This window comes from Pseudomonas sp. WS 5071, from assembly GCF_012985765.1.
GTDB lineage: Bacteria > Pseudomonadota > Gammaproteobacteria > Pseudomonadales > Pseudomonadaceae > Aquipseudomonas > Aquipseudomonas lundensis_A.
In genome coordinates this window covers 1-11,964 of the sequence record NZ_JAAQWY010000012.1, presented here as the reverse complement: position 1 = coordinate 11,964, position 11,964 = coordinate 1, and the positions used below count along the sequence as shown (strand labels likewise).

10 protein-coding genes are annotated in these 11,964 nt (G+C 56.0%); 7 read left to right on the top strand and 3 right to left on the bottom strand.

Features of this window, described 5'->3' with window-relative positions; all coding sequences use genetic code 11:
- Positions 1 to 45 precede the first annotated feature (45 nt).
- Entirely contained in the window at positions 46 to 1,668 is a 1,623-nt protein-coding gene (locus tag HBN61_RS09530; protein ID WP_170046609.1) for an acyl-CoA synthetase, read from the bottom strand.
- A gap of 169 nt (positions 1,669 to 1,837) precedes the next feature.
- On the opposite strand from HBN61_RS09530, the gene HBN61_RS09525 reads away from it, so the two are divergent.
- Both HBN61_RS09525 and HBN61_RS09520 read left to right on the top strand, forming a co-directional pair.
- Positions 1,838 to 3,658: a PAS domain-containing sensor histidine kinase gene (locus HBN61_RS09525; protein WP_170046608.1), complete on the top strand. Its 1,821-nt coding sequence runs from the start codon at positions 1,838 to 1,840 to the stop codon at positions 3,656 to 3,658.
- Between the two features lie 15 nt (positions 3,659 to 3,673).
- Complete coding sequence (locus HBN61_RS09520; protein WP_524539069.1) at positions 3,674 to 4,297, top strand: response regulator transcription factor; 624 nt, start codon at positions 3,674 to 3,676, stop codon at positions 4,295 to 4,297.
- Here the strand turns inward: HBN61_RS09520 and HBN61_RS09515 are convergent.
- Positions 4,284 to 5,684 (bottom strand): aminotransferase-like domain-containing protein, encoded by a 1,401-nt coding sequence (locus HBN61_RS09515; protein WP_170046606.1) that lies wholly within the window; start codon positions 5,682 to 5,684, stop codon positions 4,284 to 4,286. The two genes, HBN61_RS09520 and HBN61_RS09515, sit on opposite strands and share 14 nt — an antisense overlap.
- Before the next feature lie 147 nt (positions 5,685 to 5,831).
- Between HBN61_RS09515 and HBN61_RS09510 the strand changes: the two genes are divergently transcribed.
- The 3 genes from HBN61_RS09510 (at position 5,832) to HBN61_RS09500 (ending at position 7,785) form a co-directional block, all read left to right on the top strand.
- Complete coding sequence (locus HBN61_RS09510; protein ID WP_170046605.1) at positions 5,832 to 6,464, top strand: LysE family translocator; 633 nt, start codon at positions 5,832 to 5,834, stop codon at positions 6,462 to 6,464.
- Between the two features lie 78 nt (positions 6,465 to 6,542).
- Positions 6,543 to 7,499 carry a site-specific integrase gene (locus HBN61_RS09505; RefSeq protein WP_094993581.1) on the top strand — a complete coding sequence of 319 codons (957 nt, stop codon included), beginning with the start codon at positions 6,543 to 6,545 and terminating at the stop codon, positions 7,497 to 7,499.
- A 76-nt stretch (positions 7,500 to 7,575) separates the two neighbouring features.
- A complete protein-coding gene (locus HBN61_RS09500; RefSeq protein ID WP_169962852.1) occupies positions 7,576 to 7,785 on the top strand; it encodes a PLD nuclease N-terminal domain-containing protein in 210 nt (69 codons plus the stop codon).
- Positions 7,786 to 8,001: 216 nt separating this feature from the next.
- On the opposite strand, the gene HBN61_RS09495 is transcribed toward HBN61_RS09500, so the two are convergent.
- Positions 8,002 to 8,559 (bottom strand): hypothetical protein, encoded by a 558-nt coding sequence (locus tag HBN61_RS09495; protein ID WP_170046604.1) that lies wholly within the window; start codon positions 8,557 to 8,559, stop codon positions 8,002 to 8,004.
- A 235-nt stretch (positions 8,560 to 8,794) separates the two neighbouring features.
- Between HBN61_RS09495 and HBN61_RS09490 the strand changes: the two genes are divergently transcribed.
- Complete coding sequence (locus HBN61_RS09490; protein ID WP_170046603.1) at positions 8,795 to 10,048, top strand: tyrosine-type recombinase/integrase; 1,254 nt, start codon at positions 8,795 to 8,797, stop codon at positions 10,046 to 10,048.
- Between the two features lie 11 nt (positions 10,049 to 10,059).
- Positions 10,060 to 11,580 carry a tyrosine-type recombinase/integrase gene (locus HBN61_RS09485; protein ID WP_170046602.1) on the top strand — a complete coding sequence of 507 codons (1,521 nt, stop codon included), beginning with the start codon at positions 10,060 to 10,062 and terminating at the stop codon, positions 11,578 to 11,580.
- Positions 11,581 to 11,964 lie beyond the last annotated feature (384 nt).

Below are 11,964 nucleotides of genomic sequence, written 5' to 3'. Positions count from 1 at the left end.
CGAAACCTCGTTGCAGCTCATGGAATGGAAGCGATCTGCGCCTGACTAAAGGGCTTTGGCCATGTCACGCAGCACGTACTTCTGGACTTTACCCGTGGACGTCTTCGGCAACAGGGTGAAGATGACGGTACGCGGCACCTTGAACCCCGCCAGGTGTTCACGGCAAAAGCCCATAATGTCCGCTTCGCGCACATGGTCATGATCGGCCTTGAGGGTGATAAATGCACACGGGGTTTCCCCCCATTTCTCATCCGGGCGCGCCACCACGGCAGCTTCCATCACGCCGGGGTGGCGATACAACACGCCCTCGACTTCGATGGTGGAGATGTTTTCACCCCCGGAAATAATGATGTCCTTCAAGCGGTCCCGGATTTCAACATAGCCGTCCGGGTGGCACACCGCCAGGTCGCCGGTATGGAACCAGCCACCCTCAAAGGCTTCGGCTGTGGCGCTGGGGTTTTTCAGGTAGCCCTTCATGACGGTGTTGCCGCGCATGAAAATCTCGCCCATCGTTTCGCCATCGCGCGGTGTTGGCTCGAGGGTTTTCGGGTCGGCCACCATCAGCCCTTCGAGGGTCGGGTAACGCACCCCCTGGCGCGACTTGATTTGGGCACGCTCTGCCAGGGGCTGTTCATCCCACGTGTCATGCCAGGCGCAGATGGTCACCGGCCCATAGACTTCAGTCAGGCCGTACACGTGGGTGACTTTGATGCCCATTTCTTCGACGGCGCCGATCACTTTGGCAGGCGGCGCCGCACCGGCCACCAACGCGTGCACGGGGTGATCGATAGCCGCCTTGGCCGATTCCGGCATGTTCACCAATGCATTGAGCACAATGGGGGCGCCGCTGAGGTGGGTAACTTGGTGCTCGCGAATCAGGGTGAGGATTTTTTGCGGGTCCACCCGGCGCAGGAACACATGCACGCCCGCCAAAGCCGTAATGACCCACGGGTAGCACCAACCGTTGCAATGGAACATCGGCAAGGTCCACAAATACACGGGGTGGTTGCCCATAGCCCAGATCATCTGGTTGCCCAGCGAGCTCAAATACGCGCCGCGATGGTGATACACCACGCCCTTGGGATTGCCAGTGGTGCCGGAAGTGTAATTGAGGGCGATGGCGTCCCATTCGTTGTCGGGCCATTGCCAGGCGTAATCCGGGTCGCCCTCAGCCAGCAGCGCTTCGTAATCCAGCGCGCTGACCGGCTGGCCCTCGCCGTATTCCGGGTCATCGACATCAATGACCAGCGGCGGGTGATCGAGCATGGCCACAGCGGCATGCACCACGTCATGGAATTCCCGGTCGGCGATCAGTACCTTGGCTTCGCCATGGGCCAGCATGAAGGCGATGGCTTCCGCGTCAAGGCGTACATTCAGTGCATTGAGCACGGCGCCGATCATGGGCACGGCAAAGTGGGCTTCCAGCATCGCCGGAATATTGGGCAGCATCACGGCCACGGTATCGTTCTTGCCAATACCGCGCCCGGCCAATGCACAGGCCAGACGTCGGCAACGGCTGTACGTCTGCGACCAGGTACGACGAATCGAACCATGGATCACGGCAGGGTAGTGGGGGTAGACGCTGGCAGTGCGTTCGATGAAGCCGAGCGGGGAGAGGGCAGTATGATTGACAGCGGCAGGCCCGAGGCCTTGCTCAAAAATCGACATATGGGTCATTCCGGTGGCTGATTGTTAGCTCTATGGCTGCCCGCTCTGCCAGTGGCGAGTGGGTCAGTTTGATGTCCGGCACGATTTATAGCCCACTCCGGGTTTGATATGGAAGTAATACCTAAGCAATATAGTAGTTATTCTATATAGATGGTGTTCAGGGAATCCTATGCCTGTGTCGCTCATGCTGCATGATCCGCAACCTTCTGTGATCCTCGACGCAGAGGGCTCGCCGCTCACCGTCAACCCGGCGCTGGACGCCTTGCTGGCGGGTGCGCCACGGGAGCAGGTACGCGCCTGGCTGCCCAATAATCTGCCCGAGCTGGTGCGCGCGTGCCTGCAACAGCAGCGGGCGATTGAACACGTGGAAGCCCAATGCCAGGAACACGTATGGCTGTGGACGCTGATTCCGGACATGGCCAGCCACTGTGTGCTGGCGCGTGGTCGGGAGGCCAGTCAGGAATGGATGGCCGAACGGGAGGCCGCCAAAGCAAGGCGCTTGTACCGGTTGATCACTGAAAACACCACCGACCTGATTTCGCGTCATACCCCCGACGGGCGCTTTCTGGATGCCTCGCCAGCCTCGTGGACGCTGCTTGGTTATTGGCCCGAAGTCCTGCGCGGGACCCGGGCGCAACGCCTGTTTCACCCTGACGATTTGTCGGACGTGATTCATCAGGCACGGGATGCTTTGCACGCAGACGGTTACTACACCATGACCTACCGCATTCGCCATCAGGGCGGGCATTACCTGTGGTTTGAAACCGCGAGCCGGGCCATTCGTGAAACCTATACCGGTGCGGTGGTGGAAGTCGTCAGCGTGTCCCGTGATATCACCGCCAGGGTTCAGGCCGAAGAGAACAAGCGACGCCTGGCCGAGGTGGTTGAGGCCAATCCGGACCCTGTGCTGTTCATCGACCCGCAGGGCGGGGTGTCCTACCTCAACCCGGCGGCACGCCGAATTTTGGGGCTGGCGCCCTCGGCCGGGATGCCTGCGCTGAGTGCATTCTTGAGTCGGCAAGATGTGTTGCAGCTCGATGCTATGGGTTGGAGCCGCGCTGAGCAGGAGGGCCTGTGGAGCACTGAAACGCGTTTGCTGCCTTTGAATGACGACCCTTCCGTGCCGGTATCGCTGCTGTTACTGGCGCACCGCTCAACTGCCGGGGAGCGCTTCTTTTCATTGGTGGCGCGTGACATGCGCGAGCGTGAGTTGCGCGAAGCCCAGCAGCGTCAGCACCAAGAAGAAATGGCGCATACGGCACGCTTGGTGACACTGGGCGAGTTGGCGTCCGGCATCGCCCACGAGATCAATCAGCCGTTGGCCGCCGTGGTCAATTATGCGAGTGCCAGTCAGCGTTATTTGCACGCGTTGAACAGTAATCCGCAAGCCGCTGAACGGGTTGCGCAAGGGCTGGAGCGCATCACCCTGCATGCCAACCATGCTTGCGAAGTGATTAAGCGCTTGCGCAGTTTTTTGCGTAAAGGTCGACGTAACGTGCAGGCACTGGATGTCAGTGAGGTGATGCGCCGGGCTGTCAGCTTGTGTGCCTGGGAAGCCAGCGCCCGCAAGGTGACGATTGAGCAAGAAATACCGGCTGATTTGCCGCGGGTGTATGCCGACCAGGTTCTGCTGGAGCAAGTGCTGCTCAACCTGCTGCGTAATGCCATCGACGCCAATGGCGAGCGTCGTCCCACAGAGCCTTCGTGCATCCGCTTGCAGGCACAACCTTTAGGGGCCTTACGTTTGCAAATCAGCGTGCTTGATCAGGGGCCGGGGGTCAGTGAGGCGCAGTTGCAGCACTTATTTACCCCGTTTTACACCAGCAAGGCCGACGGCCTTGGCCTGGGCTTGTCCATGAGCCGCAGTATCATCGAGGGCTTGGGTGGGGAGCTTGAAGCGCATCCGCAACCTCACGGCCTGTTGATGTGTTGTAACTTACCGTTGATGGGGGCGGCCCAGCCACCCGAACAAAAACAAGAGAGTGACTGAGCAATGACAACTTCAATGCAGCCCAGGGTGTATGTGGTCGATGACGATCAGGGCATGCTCGATTCAACCGTCTGGTTGCTGGAATCGGTCGGCCTGCACGCGCTGCCATTCACCAGTGGACACGCGTTTTTGCAGGCCTGTGACCCGAGCCTGAACGCGTGCGTGTTGCTGGATGTGCGCATGCCGTCCATGGGCGGACTGCATGTGCAGCAAGCCCTCAGGGAGCGCGGCATCACGATGCCAGTGATTTTTGTCAGCGGGCATGCTGACGTGCCGATTGTGGTACGTGCGTTCAAGGCAGGTGCCCATGATTTCATCGAGAAACCCTACAACGAGCAGTTGCTACTCGATAGCGTGCAGCAAGCGTTGAATGCCCGTACCCCGCAACAGGTCGCCAGCCAGGAGCTGAGCGAGGTGCAAGCGCGCCTGAACAGCCTGACCCCCAGGGAGCGTGATGTGTTGATGCCGTTGGTCAAGGGCTATACGACCCGCGAAATAGCCGAGCTGCTGGCTGTGAGCGTCAAGACCATCGATCTGTATCGGTCGCGGGTGATGAAGCGCATGCAGGCGCACCATTTACCTGATCTGGTGGGCATGGCGATCGCTGCAGGGCTGGTCGATCCGCTCAAGCTGCGGTGAATAGCACCGAATGCACGGCGGTCATGACCTGCGGGTCGTCGGTATGGGCCACGTTGAAGCGCAGGCAGCGTGTCAGCTGCGGCCCATAGCCGAACAGCGTTCCTGGGGCGAGTACCAAGTCTTGCTTGAGCCCGGCCTGGGCGAGCCTTTCGGCATCCAGACCTGGCGGCAACGTGGCCCAGATAAACAGCCCGCCCGTGTAGGGCACACTCAGGCTCATTCCGACCTGTTGCAACCCTGCTGCAACCCGTGCACCGGCGCTCATTAGCCGGTGCACAACCCGCTTTCGGTGTTTGTGGTAACTGCCATCGGCGAGCATCGAATACAGCGTCTGTTCCACCATTTCGCAGGTAATACCGCCACACATCAACTTCATGTGCGTGAGGTTGGCAGCCATTTGCGGTGAGGTCACAACGAAACTGACTCGTAGATTGGCGCTGAGGGTTTTGGAGAAACCGCTGAGGTATGTCACGTGGTCTAACCCCGCCAATGTCGACAAGCGCGGCGGCGGCTCGGGATGCAAATCGCCATACAGATCATCCTCGATGATGTGGCAGTTGTAACGTTTGGTCAGTTCCAGCAGTTCGTAAGCCTGAGCGGGTGTAAACGAATGGCCGGTGGGGTTTTGCAATACGCTGGTGGTCAGGTAGACGCTTGGTCGGTGTGTCCCCAGCAGCGCTTCCAGTGCCTGCACATCCAACCCCTGAGCCGTGCGTTCCAGTGTGACAACACGAACCCCGTGTAACGCCAGATTGGCGTGGAAGTTGAAGTAGCAGGGCGTGTCCAACAACACGGTATCACCCGGCCGCAGGCGCAAGCGCAACACCATGTCGAGCGCCTGCACCGTATTACTGGTGGTGATGATCTGTTCAAGCGCAACGTCCAGCCCCTGTGCTGCCAGCTTTCGCTGCAACGCCTGGCGCAGTGGCAGATAACCCGCGAGGTCGCCGTAACCTGTTAACCGCAGCAGCGGGGAGCGGCTGACGGCGCGCAGACTGGCGCGCAGCGTGCTGGCCTCAAGCCATTGTTCAGGCAAGTGCCCGCCGCCGGGTCGCAAGGCTGCGCTGGCGCCGATCAGTGAGCGTCGCAGGACGCTGGTCAGATCGTTGGGTAACAGGTCAACAGGCGCCGTGGCGGCGGTCATCGGCCTGGATGCTACAAAATACCCTAGGCCCTGGCTGGAGGTGATGCGTGCTTGTCCGCGCAGGCGATCCAGCGCCTCGATCAGGGTGAATTTGCTGACGCCCAACACGAGTGTCATTTCGCGCACAGATGGCAACTTGCTACCGGGGCTTAGCAATCCTTCATCGATGGCCTGGGTCAGTGCGCTAACAATTTGCTGCACTTTGGAAGTGCCGGGTTGGAATTCGATACGGGAAATGGACATAACGGCCTCGAACTTAGCCGGTCATGCTACCAGTAAAGACCGGTAATGTTTGCCTCGGCTTTACCTGTCCTCAGCGCTGGCGATTGCACACACTGCCTGACCGCCCGCACACGTTCGGGCAATGTGTTTAAGGGTGAAAAACGCTGTATGGCTACTCAATTGACCTTGACTTCGTTTGCCTATTTTTTGGTTTTTTGCGCGACCATGACGTTCAGCCCCGGCCCCATGACCCTGTTGTTGATGGGGTTTGGCATGCAGGAGGGGCTCAAGCGCTCTATGCCAGTACAGTTGGGCGCGAGTGCCGCGTATCTGGTGTCGATGTTGATTTTCGCCGTGGGGTTTGCAGAACTGGTTAAGGGCAATGTGTTAATAACGCGTGCGATTCAATACATCGGCGTCGCTTATTTGCTGTATCTGGCGTATCGGCAATGGACCAGTCACGGGGTTTCACTGCACGACGCGCATGCACCATTGGCCAGCGGGTTTGCGGACCGTTTCGGCAAAGGCCTGCTGACCGGCTTTTCGAATCCGAAAACCATCGTCATGTTCAGTGCAGTATTTCCGCAATTTGCAGGGCAGGGGGGCGAAATTCGGGTGCTCGACGTGGCCGCACTCGGGTTAGCCTTCTTGTTGCTGCAATTCGCCAGCGGGTGCCTGTATTGCTATTTCGGACAGCGTATTCGTCAAGTCCTGCGAAGCCCGGAACGCCAGCGCATCGTACAGAGAGTCACTGCCATCCTGCTGCTGGGTGTGGCAACCCTGTTGGCGCGGGGATTTTAATCGGCGAGACACCGGGTCAGAAAAACGCTGTCGATGCGGTATATTGCGGGCTTGTTTCAAACCGTATCGAGATTGGTTTTGTCGACTTCCGAACCCGTAACACCGTTGGTTAACGTTAGCCCTCTACATGATGTTCAAGCACCCGTGGTGCTCTACCTTGAGCGCCTGGCACCGTCCAGCCGGCAAACCATGCGCTATGTGTTGCAAGATGCGGCGGACCGTTTGGGTGTTGAAGACGTCACCATTGACGAGTTCCCCTGGCACCATTTGCAGCCTGGGCATATCACCGCGCTCGTTGCTGCGCTGCGCGCCGATGGTTATGCGCCAAACACTTCTTCGCTGTACGTCAATGCTATCCGCGGGGTGATGAATCAGGCGTGGCAACAAAGCCTGATCACACAGGATCATCTGCTGAAAATCCGGGCAGTGAAGGCGGGCGGGGGCACACGCCTGAGTAAAGGGCGTAACTTGCGCCGTACGTTGATTCGCGAGTTGATGGACGTTTGTGCTGCCGATCCGCGCCCGCAAGGGTTACGCGATGCAGCGATCATTGCCATTTTGTACGGCTCCGGGATGCGCAAATCAGAGTCCGTGAACATGGACCTGAGCCAGATCAATGTGGCCGAGCGCAGCTTGCAAGTGATGGGCAAAGGTAACAAGGAGTTGATCAAATTCGCACCGGCCTGGGCGTTTGAAAAACTCGAAGCATGGTTGGCGTTTCGTCGCGCACATTTGCCGGAAGGCGTAAGTGACGACGACTTCCTGTTCAACCGCATTCGTCGCGGCAACCACATCACCCGCGAGCGCATTACCAAGCACGCGATCTACTACATTGCCAAACAGCGCGGCAAGCAAGTAGGGGTCAACATCATGCCCCACGACTTCCGTCGCTCCTTCATTACCCGTGTGATTGAGGAGTACGACGTATCCATTGCACAAAAACTGGCGCACCACGCCAACATCGCAACCACCGTCAGTTACGACATGCGTGATGACAACGAGCGCCGTAACGCCACAGATCGCTTCATCCTGTGAGCACACGCTCAACGTGAATTTAATGAACCCTCATGCGCATCAGCCGCCTAATGCACAACAACTTGGGAGGTTAAGCATGCAAATTGAATACATCTGGGTGGCATTGGCAGTCGTCGTTCTCCTGTTGGAGTTGTGGGCAATCAAGAGCGTCCTCAAGAGCGGTGCCAACGTGAACAGCCGTTGCATGTGGGTTGCAGTATTGATTTTCGTCCCGTTGCTGGGGTTACTGGCCTGGCTGATCGCGGGACCAAAGCAATTGACCAACGATGGATCTTCGCATTCTTGAGGCGTGCGGATAGCTAGGTTAGACGTATTGAGCGCTGCGTTGTGTGGCGTGTGTAAGGGTGGAGGAGGCAGTAAATTCCTCCGCCATATATATAACTAAACTAAACAGACATTTAGTTTAGTTATATTTTTAAGTTGTTTTCTCGGGCGAGGGAGAACTAAACGCTCCTTATACCTTTCGCGTCTGCGAAAATTCTTTCATATATAAGCATGAAGGCTACCAGCTGCGCCTGGTGATCTTTGCTTCTATGGATGAATAGTGTTTTCCGGACTCGTTAACTGTGACTTTGCCGCCAAGATTCAGGTTGCTCGTGTTTTGCCAAACATTCCATACCGGCGTGTTGTGCCCCCATAGCTCGATAGTATCGTCATTGTGCGGGTCGGCTTTGATGATGAACGTATCATCGGAAGTCTGGTAACCAGCGTAAGCCTTAGCTGTTCCTCCATTGAAATCACTGAGGCTTTGAGGTGCTGACTGAGCATCGATTTCCAATGTGTAGAAATCAGATTCCCGTGAATCATGGGCATTGGGATGCATGAATGTCAGGCTGTATTTCATGAGTAACTCACCCTTGTAATTGAAAGGTTTCGACGACCAAAGTTGAGCTGGACGTCTGAGGGTTATAAGCGTCGCACGGTTGATCGAAGGTTTGAAGCACTGCGATCTAGTAGGCTGCAAATTTTTCAACGGCCAGCGTGTCATCGTGAAGAAGACCATTTTATTAGCTTGATCATTGGGCAACCAGCGGCAGTGGATTGGCAGGCGAAAGTCCAACGTTGGTTTCCAGCACCTGAAATACTTATTTGCCTGTTCAAAAGCAGCCTCCACTGACCCTGACACCCCAATACTTAGGTTCGCATAATGTATATTATGTTAAACGACAGGTCATGTCATAGATGTTCATGAGCTGCCTAAGCTACTGATTCGACAAACCTGCTTCTGACGTCCACGCTCTCAACGGGCCATGTACTTCGTGTTCATGGTGAGACATTGAATGAGGTGGCTGCCGATGAAGCTGATTCAGTGCCGTTACTCATCCGGTCAGCGTGTACCGCTGCTCGTGCAGACCGGAGATGCGGCGCCATTGCCCATGCTTGTCCCGTTCATCTACGTTCAACTCAAGCTCAGATACCGCGCTTACAACACTGCGGCGGCACATCTGCGCGCGATCCAGGCTTTCTATACCTATGCCAATACCAGAGATCTGGATATCGATGAGGCCATCTTGGCCTGCCACTTTGAGGCGATTTTGGCTTTGCTAGATGGTTACGCCATCTGGCTCCAAAGCGGCCGTCACGCCGATAATCTGATCGCCCGAATCGGCACAGCTGCGACGGCACCTTTTCCGCAGATCGATCCGCGTACTCGTGACCAGTACCTACGATTGCTGAAGCAATACTTGTCCTGGTGTGTCACCCGTTACATCCCGCGTGCTCGTCAAAACTCAACCTCCCTAGCAAACATCGAGGCTGTATTTGCAGACGTTGCCGATGTCATTGAACGGCGCTTTGAGAGCCATATCATCAATGCACAGCCGGACCGCACTCGTTACCGCAGCCTGACAGATACGCAACTCCAGATCATTCGCACGCTGATTCGCCCGGGCACTACGGAAAATCCGTTTCCAGAACGATTGCAGTTGCGCAACTGGCTAATGATTGAATTGCTGTTGGAGACCGGTATCCGTCGCGGTGAGCTTCTGAAGCTCTACACCACGGATATCAATCAGGGTTCACATCATGCCTATGTCAGCGTCAATGATCGCGAACATGACCCAGGTGACCCGCGCGCTGAAGAGCCTGCGCTGAAAACCCACGGACGGACCGTAGGTATCTCCGCACAGTTGTATGAGGTCTACGAGCGCTATATCCAGAGCGATCGGCGCCCCATACGTAACGGCAGACCAATGAAATTGCTGTACCGCTATTTGTTCATCTCTGACCGAGGTCGCCCGCTGTCGATTCGCGCGTTGTCTAACGTCCTCGATCGGCTGTTTCTGACCATTGAACTGGCTCATCCGGGGTTGTTGCCTACACTTTCTGCGCATGACTTTCGCCACACCTTCGCCGACCGTTTCTTGGCTTACCTGGTCGAGAAGCGTGGGCATGACCTCGAGCGCGCCACGGACGAACTCCGACGAGTCTGCGGCTGGTCTGATACGTCGGCGATGCCACGCCGTTATGCAAGTCGTTATCTAGCCGAGTCGGCCAACCGCCATAACGCCCAGCGCGCCTCGGCAGCCTGGAGCCGACTTGACAGTTAAGGAGGTTCATCGTGACCAAATCAGCCGATCAAGAACAGGCTTCACCCTCCTCCTCTTTACCGGCTTACGTATTTGAGGGCCCGGCTCAGGTTGCTATTCGAACTCGCACTAATGACCAGCCAAGGTACGTCGATACCCGATTGAGCGTCTGGACGTGGTACGACGGCGGTCTTGCAATGAAAATTGATTGGACTGATCTTCGATTTAACTCTGAACTCATGGCAATTAGCAAAAATTTTATGGCTTATGCGCTTGAAAAATATGCACCAAGAACAGCGCATATGTTTGCAAATTCCCTTCAGGTTTTATCTAGGACTAAACTAGCAAATGGACTTCCTTGGGATAAAATCCTTCTAATAGCCGTTCTTGAGGACTTAAAAAAATCAAGACACGATCTTGTAGGGTTTCGTAGATTTTATCGTTGGGCGGTTGATAGAGGTATTAAAGGTTTTGATCTAAATACTTACCTTACAATAAAAGATACAAAGTCAGCCCGGGTGGATCCATATGCGCGAATTTTTCTTTCGCAGTCTGGTTTTGACCTTGATGAGGAAGTTCGGTTGCTCAAGCGTATTGAACGAGCACCTCCAACAGATCTTTGGGAGGACGCCCAGTTAAATTTGATGCTTCTCATGGGTTTTGAACTCGGACCGCGAGCTATTCAGTTCCATTCCCTTGATATTGCGGATTTTGAACTCATTGAAAGCACTAATCTTGAGAAGTACTACACTTTGTGGCTCCCCATGGCAAAAAAGGTTGGTCAACGCCGACCTGAGCGACGACCCCGCAAAGTAACCACGCGGTTGGGTGAAAAAATTTCCCGCCATGTTTCGGAAATTCAACGCCGTTTTGGCAGCAAATGCGAACCATTATTTGTCAATTCCAAAGGAAGGCGCCTCTCGGTAACCAAAATCTGTGCAGGCCTTAAACAGGAGCTGCGCGAAGCCGGGATAGACAAACCGAACCAGGTAACCATGTTACTGCGTCATCACCTCGGACAAGGTTTGGCGGACCAGGGAACTCCAGCAGGCATGATTGCCGAACTGCTCGGTCACAACAGCACGGTCGCGGCACGTGCCTATGTCACAGCAACCCCCAACATTGCCCGGATCAAAGAGAAAGCGCTCGGAAAGAGCCCTTCCTATCAGCGCATCATGCGCAGTTTATTAACCGGGGAAATCGTCCAGCGTCGAAATACAGTCGCAGAAAGAGCCATCCGCGGCGTCATCGATACGCAGTACATCGGGGACATCGGTGCCTGTGCCCTGCCAGTTCATACGCACTGCCCCTACAATCCCGTGTATGCCTGCTACACCTGCAAGAAGTTTCATCCCTTTGCTGACGGCCGCCATGAGCAGGTGAAAGAGGCGTTGCAACGAGAAGCCCAACGGTTCATTGATATGGCAGAACAAGCCGGTGACCTCATTCACAACCGGCCCCTCGCCCAGCATCAGACAACCATCCTGGCGGTAAGCGCTACCATCGAGCGCTGCCGGCAGCACACGGAGGATGCCGCAGATGACGCTGTCTAGGGCAAGGCAGAGCATCGAGGGCTTTATTACACAGGAACAAGCGATTTTTCAGTCGTTGCCAATTTCAACATCGTGGGCGTCATCGGTGTGGGACGTCGGAAGTTGGTTACCACAACGGGATAACCAACATGCTCTTACCTTCGAAACGCATCGGCAAGCCCTCGAGAAGACAGGCTATCCCGCCCCGCCTAAGGGGCCACTCCCCTTCACTTTCCAGGATTTTAGTAAGGCCTTGATTGTGTATCTGCAACGCACCCTGTAGTGGTCTAATGAAACCGGACACCCATTTAGGCGAGAATGCTCGCCAGATCGAGGTGTCAGATGACCAAACAACGCCGTTCCTTTTCTGCTGAATTCAAACGCGAGGCTTCCGACCTCGTGCTC

Excerpts from the sequence above, each read along its gene's own strand:
- HBN61_RS09530 (WP_170046609.1), bottom strand. The coding sequence starts at position 1,668 with ATGTCGATTTTTGAGCAAGGCCTCGGGCCTGCCGCTGTCAATCATACT.
- HBN61_RS09525 (WP_170046608.1), top strand. The coding sequence starts at position 1,838 with ATGCCTGTGTCGCTCATGCTGCATGATCCGCAACCTTCTGTGATCCTC.
- HBN61_RS09520 (WP_524539069.1), top strand. The coding sequence starts at position 3,674 with ATGCAGCCCAGGGTGTATGTGGTCGATGACGATCAGGGCATGCTCGAT.
- HBN61_RS09515 (WP_170046606.1), bottom strand. The coding sequence starts at position 5,684 with ATGTCCATTTCCCGTATCGAATTCCAACCCGGCACTTCCAAAGTGCAG.
- HBN61_RS09510 (WP_170046605.1), top strand. The coding sequence starts at position 5,832 with ATGGCTACTCAATTGACCTTGACTTCGTTTGCCTATTTTTTGGTTTTT.
- HBN61_RS09500 (WP_169962852.1), top strand. The coding sequence starts at position 7,576 with ATGCAAATTGAATACATCTGGGTGGCATTGGCAGTCGTCGTTCTCCTG.
- HBN61_RS09490 (WP_170046603.1), top strand. The coding sequence starts at position 8,795 with ATGAAGCTGATTCAGTGCCGTTACTCATCCGGTCAGCGTGTACCGCTG.